A 17,058-nucleotide genomic window follows, 5' to 3' on the forward strand; every position below is an offset into this window, starting at 1 on the left:
ACCCATAAGCTTATCAAATATAGTAAAAAATGTCATTTTTGTAAAGAGCATTATTTGACAATAATTGTCATTTGACAAAAACGTTATTGATGGCGATAAGACAAAAAAAGGAGATTATTATGGATTCATGTACCGTCATTTTTTCAAACATGGGCGACACCGACACGCTGGTTCTCAAGCACATCTGGGAAGGTCTCCCCAACGTAAAGGTTGTCGAAGTCAACAACCACAACGGTCCCTGGGCTAAAAAAGTCAACTCCGCCATTCTAGCCGAAAAAGACACACTTATATTATGTGGTCACGGCTACCCCAGCGGACTATTGTCGCCGCAAATGCACGGCGAACAGTTTCTCGTTTCCGAAAGGAATGTCCGTTACATCAAGGCAAAGCGAGTCATCGGGATCTGGTGTTACGCATCGTCGTTCGCCAAAAGTGTCAATCTGAATGGATTTTTCTCGTCGATGTTCATCAGCAACCCTATCGAAGCGCACATCAATGGTTGCACCCGTTCCGATGCGGCAACCATCACCCGCGAAGAAATTCTGTTCGGCCAGCGTCTGAACCAGCTCATCGCAAGTGACACCCCCATGAGCGAATGGAAGGACAAGCTGATCGACCAGGCCGACATGAACATCGATATCGTCAGGTTCAATTATAAGGGACTGACGTATTTGAAATAATAGACAAGGGAGGGGTTGCCCCCTCCCTAAGACCCTCCTTACACTCGGAACAAGTTCCTTCGTGGGCACCTTCGGTGCAGAAGACTATTATATATAATAATCGAAATCGTCTTCCGGCAATTGAGCGGCGACTCGGAGTTCATCATATTTACAACGAGCTCCTTTAAACATTTCTCTATATCCCGTACCTACAACGTTTCGCAAGTCCCAATGGCGAACATCGCCCTCAAATTGAGAATTTTCAAACATAGAACCAGCCCCAATAACATTGGAAACGTCCCATTGGCTGATATCGCCATTGAATTGCGAATTCTTGAACATTTCGTGCATATACGTAACATTAGAAACATCCCACTGGCTGATATCGCCGTTAAACGGAGAGTTCAAAAACAATTCGCTCATATCCGTCACATTTGACACATCAATGTAGTTCAAGTCACATTCATTTCCATTTCTTTCAATAGCCACTTCTATAATTTTTTTAAGATGATCCCGATCCCAGGCAACAGCTTTATTCACAGGTCTCGCAATTCTATACCAAGAAGGGTAATCATTCGCCCATTCAATGGGAGAATTGTTAAACATACCATCTAAATTCGCTTCGCCAGACACATTCCAATGGCTAATATCGCCATTAAATCGGGAAAAAGCAAACATAAAATGCATGTTCGTCACATTAGAAACGTCCCATTGGTCAATGTTACCGTTAAATCGGGATCCATAAAACATAAGCTCCATATTCATTACATTAGACACATCCCATGAACCGATGTCGCCTTTGAATTGGGAATTTCCAAACATACCAAACATTCCCTTCACATTTGACACATCCCATCGGCTAACATCACCATTAAATTTAGACCCACAAAACATTTCGCCCATCTCAGTCACATTGGAAACATTCCATTGACTAATATCACCATTGAATCGGGAATTATTAAACATACGAAACATATTCGTTACATTTGAAACATCCCATTGGCTAATATTGCCATTAAACCGGCTTCTTTCAAACGCTGTTCGTTCAAATTCATCAAATTCAGCAATAACATCCGCATCAGTTTCCGGATCATAAAGTTCTTCAAATTCAAACAGCCCGCTCATGTCCGTCACACGCGACACATCGATAAAATTCAGGTCGCATTCAAGGCCATTTTCCTCGATAGCCAGATCAATAAGTTCAATGAGATGTTCTCTATTTTGGGCGATCATGATAAATCCTCTTTGATTTTTTAGAAATATATATTAAAAATCATATTCTCAGCCGAACATACACTCTTTACTAACCACTTTCGACATATTCCACTTGCTGATGTCTCCGTTAAATGGAGAGTTGGCAAACATACAGTCCATATTTTTCACACGCGACACATTCCACCTGCTGATGTCTCCGTTGAATTGAGAACGAGAAAACATTGAATTCATATTTTCCACATTAGATACATTCCAACGACCAATGTTTCCATTGAAACGAGAGTCATAAAACATACAGACCATATCCGTCACATGCGACACATCCCAACCACTGATATTACCGTTAAATTGGGATCCGCTAAACATAGAGCACATATCCGTTACATTAGACACATTCCATTGGCTGATGTCGCCGTTAAACGGAGTTTTTCTAAACATACCTCTCATATATGTAACGTTAGACACATCCCATCTGCCGACATCACCATCAAATTGAGATTCGTTAAACATCAAACTCATATCTATCACATGCGATACATCCCAATTACAGATATCACCATTAAATGGCGATTCGCAAAACATACGCTCCATATCTCTCACTTTTGACACATTCCACCGGCTGATATCACCATTGAATTGTGAGCGTTGAAACATAAAACTCATATCCTCTACATTCGACACATTCCATCTGCTGATGTCGCCATTGAATGGAGTCTTGCGAAACATAGCGCACGTAACAATTACTCTAGACAAATCCCAATTGCTGATATCACCGTTAAACGGAGAATTTTCAAACATAGCGCACATATTCATCACATTTGACACATTCCATTGACTGATATCACCATTAAATTGAGACCCGCTAAACATAGAGCTCATATCTTTCACGTTTGACACATTCCACTGGCTAATATCACCATTGAACTGAGAGTTCGCAAACAATTTGTGCATATTCGTCACACGCGACACGTCGATAAAATTCAAATCGCATTCATATCCATTTTCCTCGATAGCCTTTTTGATTAGATGCATGAGATGTTTTCTGTCGTAAGCGAAAACTTTAATCATAGTGCGACTCCTTTTTTAGTTTGAAAAAGCCATTTGCTTCCAATTAGGCATATTCGCATAACGCGCCTTGTACGCCTTGATGAATACGCGGAAGTCAATCGCCTTGTTTCGCATACGAGCGGTAACACTCAATTATCGCTTCCACGACACCATACCGTTGACATTTGAAGGGCAACACTAATTCGTATGGTTCGTAAATTCCATCAGAATGACGCGTCGTGGGTTCAGCCAATTCAACATCACTAGCTCGATGCGGCTCCCCCTTTTGCTTCAGGTCCTTATAAATTCGCAGAAGGGCAATGATTCGATCACGATTATAGCCATGAACCTCAGAATCAAGGAAAGCATTAATAGTCTGCTGAATAGGATGGTTGCCATCATACATCTTAATAATGGCATCCACAGGCTCATACTTCCCGCAATAATTTTCAAGACGCACCAGGCCATCCGGCGCCGGTTTCGACTTTTCTTTTTTTCCGAACCACAGAAATCCCATTTTAACCTACCTTTTTAAGATCTATTTTTTGAAAAAATTTTTGAGTAAAAAACTGAATTTTGGGGAGGATATAGAGAAAAACTCAAAAAAATCCTTAAATTTTTCTCTAACAAAAACCAACAATTTCTATTAAACAATTAAAAAATCAAACTCATAAAAGCCGGGCAAATATAGTAAAAAAAGCCATATTTGTCAAGTCAGAAAATGACATTAAAAAAGGTCCCACAAGGGGGCCTTTGAATTTGCTACTTAAACAAAGTAGCAAGAATTCTTTTGGAGTATTCGTCCGTGCTATCAACAATGCGGTCACACACATCTGTAGAAATGTCTAGACCGAACAATTCTTGATGCAGCATCATCAGCAATACATCAAAAATGCACGCCAGTAAAAACCGATGACAACCGTCATTGACAACAGTCGTCATCAAACCATAGCGATCCATGACTTCTTTCAAATCATTGAGCTTATTCTGTGAAAAACGCGGGGAAAATTCCTTCCAAATGTCTAAACCGAAATCCGGCCATCCTGAATTTTCATGGAATTCTTCATAGTCGCCATAGTCCATCTCATCATCATCTGGATATTCATCGGGAGATTCGTAGCCTTTTTGGCTCATGTCGTCCCAAATCGTGAGATTAGCCACCAGCTGGAACATAAAAATACTAGAGAAAACGAAATGCCGCATCGGATCAGATGCCGCACGGGCGCTACTTTTCGTTTTCGCATCAGCGGCGTTCTCGAACGTCAACCACGGGCGGCGTCCCCCTTCGCGCTCATAATCCAATTGGAATATGAAATGGAGATCATCCATGTAGTCGTTGCGCATGTAGTTCTGGATGTAATCAATGATGGGCTGGTTTGGATTGTTCTGACTCATAGTGTGTCCTTTTTTGAAAAAAACTTGAATTTTGGGGTGGATATAGAGATAAACTCAAAAAATCCTAAAATTTTTCTCTAACAAAAACCAACAATTTCTATTAAACAATTAAAAAATAAAACTCATAAAAGCTGAGCAAATATAGTAAAAAAAGCCATATTTGTAAAGTCAGAAACTGACACACCACCCACCCACAAAAAAAAAGAAAAAGGAATCGTTTTAGAAACGATACCTGTGAGCAGACATGCGGAAACGACGTTTGCGTTCGACAAACGTACTGACAGCCTTGAGAATTTCAGCCTTATTGTTCTTGATGGAGCCATCCATCAGCTTGGTGTAGATTTCAGACTGCAGTTCAGATGCATATGTAGATACTTTGAGCGGAAATTCACTTTTAATTTTTGTGCCACGAGCACATGTGAATATTTCGACGATTTCAGAGTAATAGTTGGAAAACCAACTGCAAGATTGCATGTTGTACATAGATACCTCTATGGAAAAATGTTGGATGTTATGGAATGTTTAAATGAAAACGAGATATAAAGGGATAATACAATAAAAACTAAGGACTATAATCCTTCAACAATTCCCTCAATCCTCTAATTTTTCAAAAAAGCTGAGCAAATATAGTAAAAAAAGCCATATTTGTAAAGTCAAATTTTGACATTAAAAAAGACCCCGCAAGGGGTCTAAAGATTTCAAATTTGAATTTATAAAAAATCATCTGCCTAGAGTTAGGCTACGATTCGGAACATCCAGCAATTGTGTTTCATATTTACCTCATAAAAAAAAGAGTCCATTTTCGCACCCAAATCCCCCCCCTTTACAAAATCCCCACAAAAACCGATATTATAGGTGTATAAAAATAGGAGAAGTTATGATAGGTGCAATTATCGGTGATACGGTGGGGTCGATTTACGAGTTTGACAACATCAAAACGAAGGATTTCGAGCTGATCAAAGACGGGGTTTCGCCCACGGATGACAGCATTTTGACGTTTGCGACGGCGGACTGGATTATGCGCGGGGGCGAAGCTTGGAAATACTACGTGGCATACGCGAGCAAGTACGATTGCCCGGTTGGCGGTTACGGCGGCGGATTCACCAGGTATGTAACTAGGGTTCGCGCAACCGGAAATCACGAGCCGTACAACAGCTGCGGTAACGGTTCCGCCATGCGCGTGTCGCCGGTGGGTTGGGCGTTCGATACCAAGGAAGATGTGCTGGCAAAAGCAAAGGAATCCGCGGAATGCACGCACAATCATCCCGAAGGTATCAAGGGAGCACAGGCAACGGCGCTTGCCATCTTCATGGCTCGCAAGGGGGCTAGCAAAGACGAAATCAAAGCGACTATGGAAAGCGAATTCGGGTACGATTTGAATTTTACGCTGGACGAGCTGCGTCCACAATACAGCTGGGCATACCCAGGAGCAGCACTCTGTCAGGGAACAGTCCCGCAGGCAATTCGCTGCGTTCTCGAAGCAACCGACTACGAAGACGCCATCCGTAACGCAGTCTCGCTCGGCGGGGACAGCGACACACTCGCCTGTATTGCAGGGGGAATCGCGGAACCCGTTTTCGGCGTTCCGAAAAAGCTGTACACTATTGGGATGAATATTTTAAAGCATTACTTCCCGGAACCGCACAAACTCGTGATCGATTTCGAGAAGAAGTTCGGAAATCGGGTGCTATAATTATTCGAACATCGTGCCATCGTTTTCGTCTTCGGCGCCGTCATCGTAGTCTTCAATGGACTTTCCGTCGGCGGGGACGATGATGAGGCCGAGCGTCACAGGATCGCCTTTCACGTTCAAGTAAGCTTCGAGCCACAAGTTCGTCGAAAGACGGAGCAGGCGCAGGTCGAGCATGGTGCCGCCCTTGTGAATGCTTTTCGGGTTCCTGTTGAAGAACAGGAACTTTTTATTGATGTATTCAAAGCGGTCCTTGTCGTAGTTGATCGACCATTCGGAATTGCCATCGTTTTCTTGGCGGTAGGTGCAGCGGTCGTTATCGATGTCGCATTCAAAGCTCGCGCTTTCGTGGTAACGCTTGTTCCATTCGCGGCTAAAGGCACAGCTCTGCACGCGGCCAGCACCATTGCGCTTTTTGTTGAGTTGGTCGTTGATGACCACAAAATCCATTTTCTGATTCTTGACCTGCTTGTAGACATCCATCAAAATGATGTACGCTTCAATATTGTTGGGGCATTTGCCGGTCAGGTTCACATCTTCGTGAGCCTTCAGCAAAGTCTGCTGCATGTCAATATCGATGGCGTCGGGAATTTCACTTTCCTTGATTTTATCGAGCACCTTCTTGGGCGGCACAAAGACCACCTTGTCTCCCTTCTTGATGGCATAACCCAGCTGGTCTCGCACATAGTCCAAGCACTGCTGCACGTGAATATGCACCGTATTGGAACCACCCGACACAAAGTCCACGCCAATGCGCACATTCCATTCACCTGCAGTACTACCGGCATTCTTGTCGATTTCACAGAAGGGATCTTCGCGGATACCGTCAATAAAAATCACTTTTGCATTCAGCTTGGTCACCACCGATTCTTCTTTATCAAGGGCGCCACCCAGACTCCAAAAGTTCGGATTCAGGCGGAGCACTTCGGCAAAGGCCTTGTCGCCATCAAGCGCCGGGAGCAAAGAGTCGTTGCGGGCATTCTTTTCTTTCAAAAGTTCGGAATACTCCGTTACAACGGTCATATTGCTAAAACCGTTACGCTTGGCGGGTTCAGGCATCGCTTGGGCAAACGACACCGCCAAAAGGCAAATTAAAGCAAACAAGGAAACTTTTTTCATACAGGAAATAAAATACAAAAAATTAAAGTTTTAAATCCGCCAAATTCATTAGATGCGGAATATGAAAATCCACCCAATTGGGGGTATCTGTGGTCGGATTCACGAAAATCGTGGTCCAGCCGCGTCGATGAGCCGGCTCCAAGTTACGGAGTGAATCTTCAAGCAGCACGATTTCCTTTGGATTTTCGGGATAGGCTACGCCCATGCCAGCAAGCTTTTCGGCCAGCCACTTTTCCATTTTCACATAGGCGCTATCGTGCGGTTTACCGACCCAATCCAACTGTTTCAGGTCAAAAACTCCATCAATCGCCGAATCGATCCCCATATGCGCCATCCCCGCTTCGCTCCAATCGTGACGGCCGTTCGTAAACACGAATCGCGGGCCTTTCAAGCTTTGCAACAAGGCCAACTTTTCAGGAGCTTTCTTAGGGTAAGTCAAAAAATCCGGCACATGGATAAAGTCGAAGAAATCGTCGGGATCCGTATTGTTCATGGCCATCAGGCCTGCAAGAGTCGTTCCGAACCGTTCTAAATAATCAGTACGAATCTTATGCGCCGATTCGAAATCGCCGCCGACTGTTTTTTGCACAAACAGAGAAATCCGGTGGTCCAGCGAATTGATGACACACCGCTCCTCGGTTCCGTATAGAGTCAAGTCGTAGTCAAACAGCCAAACCATACGGATTTAGTATCCCATGGCAAGGCCGCCGATTTGGCGAGCAAGATAGGTGGCGTAGTTATCCGTCATGCCGCTCACAAAGTCGAGCACTTGGTGGTACGCTTCAGCAACCGTCACACTCTGACCAATTTTCGCCTGACCGATGAGTCGCACAATGCGGTCGGCGCGGTAAGAATTGTTGCCATTCAAGCGGAAGTCGTAAACGCCATTGATAAAGGCGTCAAGCACCGTGGCAAGCGTCGTGTAGCTACCAACTTCAAGTTCGGTCTTGCGACGATCCGGATAAATGCGTTCCACGCCAAGGCGCTTTGCAATGCGGATGCCTTCCATCACGTCGGACTTGGAAAGATTCGTCAAATGCTTGACTCGTTCGCCACTCATGATTGCTTCGTAGTTGTTCACAAACGTCACGGCAACATCGTCTATCAAGTTCTGGATGGCACGGCCACGAACGCTGCTCAAGAAGTCGCGGAAGTTCTGGCCATTTTCCTGAAATTCGCGGTCAATATCCACATCGGGGCCGCACAGGTAGCTGAACATACCACGAACATCGCCGTAGCTCAAAATACCCAGTTCAATGGCATCTTCTACATCCAAGATGCTGTAGCAAATATCATCGGCGGCTTCCATCAAATACACCAGCGGGTGACGCACCCACTTGCCCGTTTCCACTTCGGGAATACCCAGCGTATAAGCTGTAACGCGGTAAAGGTCAGCTTCAGTCGCGAACAAGCTTGTGGGCGAACCGAACTTTGCAAGTTGCGGGTACTTGATCATGGCGCCCAGCGTCGCATAAGTCAAGCGCATGCCACCATCCAAAAAGTGGTATTCCAGCTTGCTCAAAATGCGGTGACCTTGGGCGTTACCGTCGAAATTTTCAAAATCGGCGATTTCGGTATCGTTCAGGTCGCGAAGCGGAGCGGAATTGCAATTCTTGCGGAACCATTCGCGAATAGCAGCTTCGCCCGCGTGACCAAAAGGCGGGTTACCGATATCATGAGCCAAGCATGCCGACTGCACAATCGTACCGAAATGGTATTCGTTAATGTACTTGGGCAGATACTTTTTAATCAGGTGATACACCGTAATGGCAAGGCTGCGACCCACGCTCGACACTTCAATACTATGCGTCAAGCGGCTATGCACGTGATCGTTCACCGAGAACGGGTGCACCTGAGTCTTGCGGCCAAGGCGTCTAAATGCCGTCGAAAAAACAATGCGGTCGTAATCGCGATGGAAATCGGAACGGTTCGGGTCCAAATCAGCAGGGTGCCCGTAGCGCGTCGCAGAAAGCAAAGTATCCCATTGAAGCATGGGTAGAAAGATAGTAAATAGTAGGAAGTAGACAGTAGGCAGTGGTTAGTGGTTAGTATCGGGACGCGCCTTTTTAGCGAGGAATGTGATTACTATCAGATCCACCACTACAAATGCAACAAGCCAAATCACCGAACCACTCTGGAATCCGTAACTGTGCAAGCCCACGCCGAGCAGGTTCACGCCGAACCAGCAAAGGAACGTGACAATCACGTTAAAACAATTCATCAGCGCAAAGCCACGGGCAGACACCATACGCCCGGCACGCAAATGGAGCGCAAGCATCGCCCAAAGAATCACGAACAAGGCGCCACATTCCTTCGGGTCAAAGCCCCAGAAGCGCCCCCAGGCAAAATCAGCCCACACCCCGCCCAGCAACGTTCCGACGACCGTAAATACGGCGCCAAAGACAAGCGTTCCATACAACAGCGAGTAAAGTGGCGAGCCTTTGGGCTGTTCTACGGAAGGTAACGCCGCATTTCCACGGAACAACACCAAATGAGAAACTATTCCTGATAGAATCATCCCCGCAAACCCGAGCGCAATCGTAAACACATGAACCGTCAGGAACACCGAAGAATTCAGCACCGTTGGAATCGGTTGGAACGTATCACCTACTTCCAGCACGAACTTCGCAAAAAACAGAAGCGCTGTTGCCATCAGAACTACAGGAACCATCAACGCATAAGTACGGTTCTTGCAGAATAAAAAAGCTCCTGACTCAAACGCCATCAAAAGTAACGCCACCAGTAACACAATTTCATATAAATTAGACATCGGCGGACGCATCGCCACGTAAGTGCGGAGCGCAAGCATCGTCGTCAAGACGGCAGTAGAAGCAACGCACAAGCCATTCGCCGCCACATCTAGCTTTCGCGACTTGAAAAGCTGATTCAGCGAAGCCAGCAGACACGCAATGAAAGAGATGATAAAGCCCCACAAGGCAAAATTCGCCTTATGGTAAAATACTTCAGTCGCAAGGCGCCCCTTATCGACAGCCGCATACTGCGATGACGCCGCGTCTACCACCGTAAATGCAGTTCCATTCTTTATCGCCTCATACTGCAAGAAATTTGAGTAAAGTCGGCGCATTTCAACCGTCGCCGGATGGTTATCGTCACGGCTCGCATAAAGTTTCAGCAAATCGCGCGACGGAGCCAATTCCGCATAGCTCACATAACGCGCCTCGGACGGCAATTGCAGAGCGTCCAAAACGTCGCTACGCAGGACTTTGAAAAGAGCAAGATCCTTTGTTTTTTCTGATAAATCCTTTATCCATTCGACAATATGTACGGCAGGGATTTTTCCTTCGCAAAAATCATTTTCCCGGCACTTGTAAGTAACGCGGCCACTCAAGTCATCGAGAAATCCCCGAGCAAAAGAATCGAACGGGCGCAATTCACCTTCCACAATCACCGGAGTTTCTCGGCCCACCGAGAACCATATCAAGGCATCGCTAGGAATTTCATCAGCACGCACATTCGTCGGCAAGGCAAGCATCGCCAGCGCAACAAGCGCCACGATTTTTGTTGCCACACAAGATGAAGACTTCCGCGATCCACGCACCTTTACCGCATAATGCAACGCCGCCCCCAGCAAGAACAATACCGTAAATGCGTAAGGCACAAAATGCAGCGGATCGTAAAACGCCTTATACATCGCCACCTTTTTATCAGGTTCCATATCGACGTTTCCGCGGTATTGCACATAGTAGGGCCAGTGATTTTCAAGGATTCGCCTTCCCTCACGGACCGGCGCCAATCTCAAACTGTCGGAAACTTCGAAGAATTTCACGTTTTCTATGCGGTTCTTCGACGGCAACATAGTTGCAAAGCCGTTATATTCCCGCTTGATTTCGCTCCCGGCGACACCACCGACGAGCAGCACCAGCAACGCGATATGCATCAGCCACAGCCCCGCATTCTTTAATCCGCGAGGCATGCGGAACGCCAAGGACGCGGCCACATTCACAGCCGCCAACAAGGCAAGCCCCTTAAAGGCCGGCAGCGGCACCACTCCTAAAATCCAGATGAAATAGCTACCAAAAAAGCGATCCACCGCAATCGATGCAGAATATCCAGCCGATTCGACATTCGCCTGAGCCAGTACACCCCAAAACGTCAGCAACAAAAAGGCGACTAGAAGTACAGCCGTAAATTTTAGCGACGAGAGACGATAGATAAACGACGAGATTTTTTTCAAAGGGAATTCGCCTCGACCCACACAAACTTTCGGTCATCCAGTTTCTGTTCGCCGTCAAAACGGTACGCCACCAAACGGCCATTCCCGCGATAACCGGCCACACTAAAATCCAAACAGCATACGTTATCGCGAATCAATTTCGGAAGCCCGGTCAGCCAATAATGTCCAAAGAATACGGGGCGTTCGGTTTCGCCGTAATAATTCCGCTGACGCACTTGCGGCAAGACATCCGCCTGCACATCCATCGAAACCCCAGGCTGAAAACTCAGCTCGCCGAAACTTGCCTTTGCTGGATTCACCCACCAAGCTATACGGGTCTTTACGCGACGCACGCCCTCGGCATCGGTAAAGTATTCTCCTACGGGCAAGGGCATCTCGGGGCCCTTTAAAAGCGTACTCATGGGTACAAAAAGGCTGTCTTCGTATTCAAAATCTTCGTCATTGGCCCGAGCGATCAATTCATCGAAATTGCCATCGGCAAAGCAGGTAATGTTTTCACGCCTTAAAGCCTCGACGGCAGCCCCGTCAAAGCAGGCGTGCTGGGCTCTAAAGGAATCTGTCTCCAGGTAAATCGGCAAAGTCTTTACGAATTCCAAAGCATCTAGGAATTCCTGCTTTCGACCTACAAAATCGGACACCGTCCGTGAATGAATGGCAATCTTGTTGAAGCTATGTTCCCGTAAAAAGCCATCCTTAAAGCGATGCAGAAAATGTCCGCCACCGGCCCCATTCTTTTGCCAGAACGAAAGCATATTGAATTCATGGTTTCCCATAAGGGCAACGGCGGTTCCAGCATCCCGCATCGCACGCACCAGGTTCAGCGTTTCACGCACCTTGGAGCCGCGATCCACATAATCGCCCAAAAACACCACCGTACGTTCATTTCCCGGATAACGGTAGGCACCATTTGATTCCACATAGCCCAGCTTTTTTAGCAAAGCCCGCAGTTCATCACAATGCCCATGAACATCACCGATAAAATCCAAGGAATTCGTCATGGCTCTAATATAACTAAATGCAAATAAAATTATCTTTGCTTATAAGAATCATTTCGTTATAAATATGAACATTTGGGAACTGCTCACATCCGACAAAACCCTGGACTTTATCAAAGAAGCCCTTGTCCGCAAAATGGATGCTCTTCAGGTATCAACCCGTCTGAACAAAGACGGCTACAGCAACGAAGAACGGGCTGTTATCATGGATTACATGGCTCTTGTTCCCAAGTTCCGCGAAAAGTTTTTTGCCGAATCGGAGCGCAAAGAAAAATTCCTACTCTGCGACAAGCTAGCCCTGGAGCAAAGTACAGCCCAGGATATCGGCCGCTGGAAAGCAAACCTCTGGCCAGGCGAAGGCTCCGTAAACGATTTATGCTGCGGCATGGGCGGCGACAGTTTCTTTTTACCCGCCAACCTTAAAGTGACCGGTATCGACCTGGACGAAAATCGCCTGGCTATGTACCGCTACAACCAGCAGGCCTTCGACAAGACCGTCGATACGCGATGCGCCGACGTCCGAGAAGTCGCTCGCGGCAATGACTCCAACGGCAATCAAGGCACCGACTTTTTTACCATCGACCCGGCCCGTCGCGCCTTGGAAGGCGAAAACCAGCGGGACCTGCGCAACCTGACGCCCACACTTGAAGAAGTCGTAGAAATCAGCAAGCACTACAAGGGTGGTATGGCTAAGCTCCCTCCCGGCTACCCTCCAGCTGAAATTCCCGACGGCACCGAGATTATATATATAGGCGGGCACAGTGACTGTCGCGAATGCCTGGTGCTTTTTGGAGAACTCGCACAGAATCCGGATACGGTCCGAGCCGTCATCGTCAATAAGACCGGCAAAGCCCTTGCCCAGTGGAGTCGCAAGCGCGACCGTTCCACGGAGACCTTGGACGACGACCTTCAAGAAAAGCTGGACAAGAACGACAGCCTCGAAGGAAAAGATCGCACCTACCGCACCGCCACAAGCAAAAGCGACCTCCCCCTCGGAGAATTGGGGAAATACCTTTCGGAACCGGCGCCCGTACTCATCCGCAGCCACCTTTTCAACGCCGCAGCCCTCGCCAACGACGCAAACGCCCGCCTGATTTCGGAGGGAATCGCCTACGTGACCAGCGAAAACCCGCTCCCCGCACCAGGATTTTCTTGCTACGAAGTCCTCGCCCACGTCGAAATTGCAACAGGCGCCGTCCGCGCCATGCTCAAGGAACATGATGTCGGCAAAATCACTCTCAAGCTCCGCGGCGTAAAGCTGGACCCTGATGCAGAAATCAAGCGTTTAAAGCCCAAGGGCAAAAAATCCGCCATTCTTTTCTACACCCGCGCCTGTGGCGAAAAAGTCGCCATACTCGCAAGGAAGCTCTAACTATGTCCGTCAAACTTGAAGAATCCTGGCTAAAACTGCTCGCTGACCAATTCGAACAGCCCTACTTTAAGCAAATTAAAGAAAAGCTCCTGCAAGAAAAAGCCGAGCACCATATCGTTTATCCGCCGGGACCTAAAATCTTCGCCGCACTCGATTTCTGCCCAGTAGACAAGGTGAAAGCGGTCATTATCGGTCAAGACCCCTACCACAATCCGGGCCAGGCGCACGGTCTGTGCTTCTCGGTTCCCGTAGGAATCGACCCGCCCCCTTCGCTGATTAATATTTTCCAGGAACTCCACGACGACTTGGGCATTAACCCGCCGCCGCACGGGAACCTGGAAAGCTGGGCTCACCAGGGGATCCTGTTGCTGAACGCCTCCTTGACAGTTCGCGCCCATATGGCGGCTAGCCATGCCGGAATCGGTTGGCAACAGTTTACGGACACTATCATCAAGCGCCTCTCCGAAACCCGCGAGAACCTCGTATTTTTGCTTTGGGGCAGTTTCGCCATCAAAAAACAGGATCTCGTGGCCAAAAATCGCGGTCACCTGATTTTAACAGCCCCCCACCCGAGTCCGCTTTCGGCTTACCGCGGGTTCTTCGGATGTAAACATTTTAGTAAGGCAAACGAATATTTAAAAAGTAAAGGACTTGAACCCATCGACTGGAGCATCAAGTAGCGCCGCACCGGTCTAATTTTCTATATTAACAGCCATGAATCGAAATAATACTTTTGGTCGTCTACTAGTTTTTATCGTGTTGGGCCTGATTATCGGCGGAGTCCTTGGTGAATGCCTCGGTATGCTGTTTGGTCAGCTTGGCGAACTGATGAACGCAGGTGGATTTAACAACGTCGTCCACAACTTCTTCGTTTCGTCCTTCAACTTCAACATCGGTTTTCTCGACAGACCCGAGCCGGTCATCCTTGACCTGTACCTCGTCAAGTTTGCCTTCGGTTTTAGCGTCAAGCTGAACGTGGTAAGCATCATCGGCATGATACTCGGCATCTACATCATGAAATGGTCCGGAGGAAAGTAATGGAGACCATCCAAGAATTGAGTGGCAAGCTCGCCAGCGGCAGCAAGACTGCTGTGGCTCTTGCCGAAGAATCCCTCGCAAAGATTGAATCTACCAAGAATTTGAATGCTTATATTAGCGTATTGAACGAACGCGCCCTCCAAAAGGCTGCCGAATCCGACAAGCGCCGCGCCGAAGGTAAGACACTCGGCGCCCTCGACGGTATTCCCGTTGCCGTGAAGGACAATATGTGCATCGAAGGCACGCGCACGACCGCTGCCTCCAAGATTCTTGAAAACTTTGTTGCCCCCTACACCGCTACCGCCATCGAAAAGCTCGAAGCCGCCGGTGCCGTGATCGTCGGTAAGACGAACATGGACGAATTCGCCATGGGTTCCAGCAACGAAACTTCTTATTTCGGCAAGGTCATCAACCCCCTCGACGAATCCCGCGTTCCGGGTGGTTCCAGTGGCGGTTCGGCCGTAGCCGTGGCCAGTGGCACGGTCGCCTGTGCGCTCGGCTCCGACACCGGTGGATCTATTCGTCAGCCCGCCGCCTGCACAGGCGTTGTGGGCCTGAAGCCCACCTACGGCCGCGTATCCCGTTACGGTCTGTTGGCTTACGCTAGCTCTTTGGACCAGATCGGTCCTTTCGGAGCAACCGTTAAAGATACCGCCACCCTCCTCGGTGCTATCTGCGGTATCGACCCGCACGACAACACCACCAGCACTCGCCCGACCGAAGACTTTACCGCAAAGCTCGACGCCGGCGTGAAGGGCAAGGTGATCGGCGTTCCCAAGGAATACTTTGGCGAAGGTCTCGACCCGGAATGCAAGGCCGCTATCGAAGGCATGCTGAAAAAGCTTGAAGCCGAAGGCGCTACCCTTAAAGAAATCAGCCTTCCGCACATCAGCTACGCCGTGTCCAGCTACTATATCATTGCAACTGCCGAAGCTAGTTCGAACCTTTCCCTCTACGACGGCGTTCGCTACGGTTACCGCAGCAAAGAAGCCCGCAAGCTCTTTGACCTGTACGCCAAGTCCCGCAGCGAAGGTTTCGGCAAGGAAGTCCAGCGCCGTATCCTTCTCGGCAGCTACGTGCTTTCCGCAGGCTTCTACGACGCCTACTACGTGCAGGCCCAGAAGGTCCGTCGCCTGATTACCGACGACTTCAACAAGGCATTCGAAAGCTGCGACGTGATCGCAAGCCCCACGATGCCGGGTCTCCCGCTCAAGTGCGGCATGAATGAATCCGACCCGATGGCCGTTTACCTCAGCGATATCTACACCGTGAGCCTGAACCTTTCCGGCTTGCCGGGCGTGAGCGTACCGTGTGGCATGGCCGGCGGACTCCCCGTGGGTCTGCAGTGGATCGGCAAGCCGTTCCAGGAAGCCGACCTGCTTAGCGTCGCCGCAGCAACCGAAGCGTTGAACAAGTAATGAAGACCCTCATCAAGGCTATCTCGCTCGCCGTAGCACTCCTCGCGCCACTCTCGTTCGCGCAGGAGTCCAGCTCGTCGGCAGATGAATTGTCTCCGGCAGTCGAATCGTCTTCGTCCGAAGACGCCTTCGCTTCGATCATGGAACAGAAATTTGCTCCCGATGCCGAAGCCGAAACACCGACGGCAACGTCATCATCGTCATCGTCGGCCGAAGAATCTTCATCCTCAAGCGGCGACGGAGGCCTCGTCCTCCTCGACACACAGTCCAGTTCGTCACAGCGCATGGTCTACGGCAAGGACGCCCCCGTCTACACGTTCGTCGTCACCGCGGGCCTCCAGTCCCCGAGCCGCGGCCTAGTCTCGTTCGAATACGTCGTTGCGCAGGAAATCTTCAACGTGGGTGTGCATTTCACCGACTACACGGAAGAGCTTATTCAAGCCGGAATCTCGCTCATTTACTACCCCATGGAATCCCGCTACTTCTACATGTTCCTGACTTCCGACTGGGTCCACGGCGAATACGACAGAGACCGCGATATCGGCGCGGGCATCTACAAGGAATACACCGAGACGGTGAACTACTGGCGAGTCGTGCTGGGTATCGGTGCAGAAGTGCTGTTCATGACGCATTTCGGCGCCTACGTGGAAGGCGGTTTCGAGTTCTTCGCAGGAGACGGCAGTTACTATACGCACCTGAACAGGGACTACGGCAAACTCGACAACAGCAAGATTGTATTGCCCCTCGGCATCGGTATCACGGTCCCGTTCTAAGATAAGCGCAATTCCATTTGCAAAACAAAAAAAGTGACCCGCCGGCAAAGCCGGCGGTTCTTCATATACGGGCGTAGCCCTACAATACTAGCGGCGTGCAAGGGCACGCACATCAATCTGCCACCTGCAAGGGTCCTTACTA

General features: G+C 48.5%; 17 protein-coding genes. 7 read left to right on the plus strand and 10 right to left on the minus strand.

Annotation, left to right across the window (positions count from 1 at the left end; translation table 11 throughout):
* Positions 1–119: 119 nt before the first annotated feature.
* Positions 120–680, plus strand: coding sequence for a hypothetical protein (locus BUA40_RS11155; protein WP_072800914.1), 561 nt, complete (start codon positions 120–122; stop codon positions 678–680).
* Between the two features lie 87 nt (positions 681–767).
* Here the strand turns inward: BUA40_RS11155 and BUA40_RS14245 are convergent, their stop codons facing one another.
* From BUA40_RS14245 to BUA40_RS11175, 5 genes are all read right to left on the minus strand, one after another.
* The gene (locus BUA40_RS14245) at positions 768–1,892 is read right to left on the minus strand and encodes a BspA family leucine-rich repeat surface protein (RefSeq protein WP_083585378.1); all 1,125 of its coding nucleotides are present in this window, start codon (positions 1,890–1,892) and stop codon (positions 768–770) included.
* Positions 1,893–1,940: 48 nt separating this feature from the next.
* The gene (locus BUA40_RS14250; protein WP_083585379.1) at positions 1,941–2,942 is read right to left on the minus strand and encodes a BspA family leucine-rich repeat surface protein; all 1,002 of its coding nucleotides are present in this window, start codon (positions 2,940–2,942) and stop codon (positions 1,941–1,943) included.
* A gap of 94 nt (positions 2,943–3,036) precedes the next feature.
* On the minus strand, positions 3,037–3,438 hold the full coding sequence (locus BUA40_RS11165) for a hypothetical protein (protein ID WP_072800915.1): 402 nt from the start codon (positions 3,436–3,438) through the stop codon (positions 3,037–3,039).
* A 245-nt stretch (positions 3,439–3,683) separates the two neighbouring features.
* On the minus strand, positions 3,684–4,316 hold the full coding sequence (locus BUA40_RS11170) for a hypothetical protein (protein WP_072800916.1): 633 nt from the start codon (positions 4,314–4,316) through the stop codon (positions 3,684–3,686).
* Positions 4,317–4,535: 219 nt separating this feature from the next.
* A complete protein-coding gene (locus BUA40_RS11175; RefSeq protein WP_072800917.1) occupies positions 4,536–4,799 on the minus strand; it encodes a hypothetical protein in 264 nt (87 codons plus the stop codon).
* A 394-nt stretch (positions 4,800–5,193) separates the two neighbouring features.
* Between BUA40_RS11175 and BUA40_RS11180 the strand changes: the two genes are divergently transcribed.
* Complete coding sequence (locus BUA40_RS11180; protein WP_072800918.1) at positions 5,194–6,009, plus strand: ADP-ribosylglycohydrolase family protein; 816 nt, start codon at positions 5,194–5,196, stop codon at positions 6,007–6,009.
* Here the strand turns inward: BUA40_RS11180 and BUA40_RS11185 are convergent, their stop codons facing one another.
* Genes BUA40_RS11185 through BUA40_RS11205 form a run of 5 tightly spaced genes read right to left on the minus strand, consistent with a single transcriptional unit; the run spans position 6,010 to position 12,318 of the window.
* A complete protein-coding gene (locus tag BUA40_RS11185; RefSeq protein ID WP_255369294.1) occupies positions 6,010–7,125 on the minus strand; it encodes a hypothetical protein in 1,116 nt (371 codons plus the stop codon).
* A 22-nt stretch (positions 7,126–7,147) separates the two neighbouring features.
* Entirely contained in the window at positions 7,148–7,804 is a 657-nt protein-coding gene (locus BUA40_RS11190) for an HAD family hydrolase (protein WP_072800919.1), read from the minus strand.
* Between the two features lie 6 nt (positions 7,805–7,810).
* Positions 7,811–9,118: a deoxyguanosinetriphosphate triphosphohydrolase gene (locus BUA40_RS11195; RefSeq protein WP_072800920.1), complete on the minus strand. Its 1,308-nt coding sequence runs from the start codon at positions 9,116–9,118 to the stop codon at positions 7,811–7,813.
* Positions 9,119–9,163: 45 nt separating this feature from the next.
* On the minus strand, positions 9,164–11,320 hold the full coding sequence (locus BUA40_RS11200) for a cytochrome c biogenesis protein (RefSeq protein ID WP_178299623.1): 2,157 nt from the start codon (positions 11,318–11,320) through the stop codon (positions 9,164–9,166).
* A complete protein-coding gene (locus tag BUA40_RS11205) occupies positions 11,317–12,318 on the minus strand; it encodes a metallophosphoesterase (RefSeq protein WP_072800924.1) in 1,002 nt (333 codons plus the stop codon). The genes BUA40_RS11200 and BUA40_RS11205 overlap by 4 nt, the downstream gene beginning before the upstream one ends.
* A gap of 64 nt (positions 12,319–12,382) precedes the next feature.
* Between BUA40_RS11205 and BUA40_RS11210 the strand changes: the two genes are divergently transcribed.
* Genes BUA40_RS11210 through BUA40_RS11230 form a run of 5 tightly spaced genes read left to right on the plus strand, consistent with a single transcriptional unit; the run spans position 12,383 to position 16,916 of the window.
* Positions 12,383–13,687 (plus strand): class I SAM-dependent methyltransferase, encoded by a 1,305-nt coding sequence (locus tag BUA40_RS11210; protein ID WP_072800926.1) that lies wholly within the window; start codon positions 12,383–12,385, stop codon positions 13,685–13,687.
* 2 nt (positions 13,688–13,689) lie between these two features.
* Complete coding sequence (gene ung, locus BUA40_RS11215) at positions 13,690–14,367, plus strand: uracil-DNA glycosylase (protein ID WP_072800928.1); 678 nt, start codon at positions 13,690–13,692, stop codon at positions 14,365–14,367.
* A 34-nt stretch (positions 14,368–14,401) separates the two neighbouring features.
* Positions 14,402–14,725: a DUF4321 domain-containing protein gene (locus tag BUA40_RS11220; protein WP_072800930.1), complete on the plus strand. Its 324-nt coding sequence runs from the start codon at positions 14,402–14,404 to the stop codon at positions 14,723–14,725.
* Complete coding sequence (gatA, locus tag BUA40_RS11225) at positions 14,725–16,143, plus strand: Asp-tRNA(Asn)/Glu-tRNA(Gln) amidotransferase subunit GatA (protein WP_072800932.1); 1,419 nt, start codon at positions 14,725–14,727, stop codon at positions 16,141–16,143. Before BUA40_RS11220 ends, gatA begins: the two co-directional genes overlap by 1 nt.
* The gene (locus tag BUA40_RS11230) at positions 16,143–16,916 is read left to right on the plus strand and encodes a hypothetical protein (protein WP_072800934.1); all 774 of its coding nucleotides are present in this window, start codon (positions 16,143–16,145) and stop codon (positions 16,914–16,916) included. The genes gatA and BUA40_RS11230 overlap by 1 nt, the downstream gene beginning before the upstream one ends.
* The last annotated feature ends 142 nt before the right edge of the window (positions 16,917–17,058 follow it).

Origin of the sequence: Fibrobacter sp. UWT2 (assembly GCF_900142545.1) — a bacterium.
Taxonomy (GTDB): domain Bacteria; phylum Fibrobacterota; class Fibrobacteria; order Fibrobacterales; family Fibrobacteraceae; genus Fibrobacter.

Bases quoted from the DNA above. Each gene is read 5' to 3' on its own strand.
- BUA40_RS11165 (WP_072800915.1), bottom strand. From the start codon at position 3,438: ATGGGATTTCTGTGGTTCGGAAAAAAAGAAAAGTCGAAACCGGCGCCG.
- BUA40_RS11185 (WP_255369294.1), bottom strand. From the start codon at position 7,125: ATGAAAAAAGTTTCCTTGTTTGCTTTAATTTGCCTTTTGGCGGTGTCG.
- BUA40_RS11220 (WP_072800930.1), top strand. From the start codon at position 14,402: ATGAATCGAAATAATACTTTTGGTCGTCTACTAGTTTTTATCGTGTTG.
- BUA40_RS14245 (WP_083585378.1), bottom strand. From the start codon at position 1,892: ATGATCGCCCAAAATAGAGAACATCTCATTGAACTTATTGATCTGGCT.
- BUA40_RS11155 (WP_072800914.1), top strand. From the start codon at position 120: ATGGATTCATGTACCGTCATTTTTTCAAACATGGGCGACACCGACACG.
- BUA40_RS11190 (WP_072800919.1), bottom strand. From the start codon at position 7,804: ATGGTTTGGCTGTTTGACTACGACTTGACTCTATACGGAACCGAGGAG.
- ung (WP_072800928.1), top strand. From the start codon at position 13,690: ATGTCCGTCAAACTTGAAGAATCCTGGCTAAAACTGCTCGCTGACCAA.
- BUA40_RS11180 (WP_072800918.1), top strand. From the start codon at position 5,194: ATGATAGGTGCAATTATCGGTGATACGGTGGGGTCGATTTACGAGTTT.
- gatA (WP_072800932.1), top strand. From the start codon at position 14,725: ATGGAGACCATCCAAGAATTGAGTGGCAAGCTCGCCAGCGGCAGCAAG.
- BUA40_RS14250 (WP_083585379.1), bottom strand. From the start codon at position 2,942: ATGATTAAAGTTTTCGCTTACGACAGAAAACATCTCATGCATCTAATC.
- BUA40_RS11210 (WP_072800926.1), top strand. From the start codon at position 12,383: ATGAACATTTGGGAACTGCTCACATCCGACAAAACCCTGGACTTTATC.
- BUA40_RS11205 (WP_072800924.1), bottom strand. From the start codon at position 12,318: ATGACGAATTCCTTGGATTTTATCGGTGATGTTCATGGGCATTGTGAT.
- BUA40_RS11170 (WP_072800916.1), bottom strand. From the start codon at position 4,316: ATGAGTCAGAACAATCCAAACCAGCCCATCATTGATTACATCCAGAAC.
- BUA40_RS11230 (WP_072800934.1), top strand. From the start codon at position 16,143: ATGAAGACCCTCATCAAGGCTATCTCGCTCGCCGTAGCACTCCTCGCG.
- BUA40_RS11175 (WP_072800917.1), bottom strand. From the start codon at position 4,799: ATGTACAACATGCAATCTTGCAGTTGGTTTTCCAACTATTACTCTGAA.
- BUA40_RS11195 (WP_072800920.1), bottom strand. From the start codon at position 9,118: ATGCTTCAATGGGATACTTTGCTTTCTGCGACGCGCTACGGGCACCCT.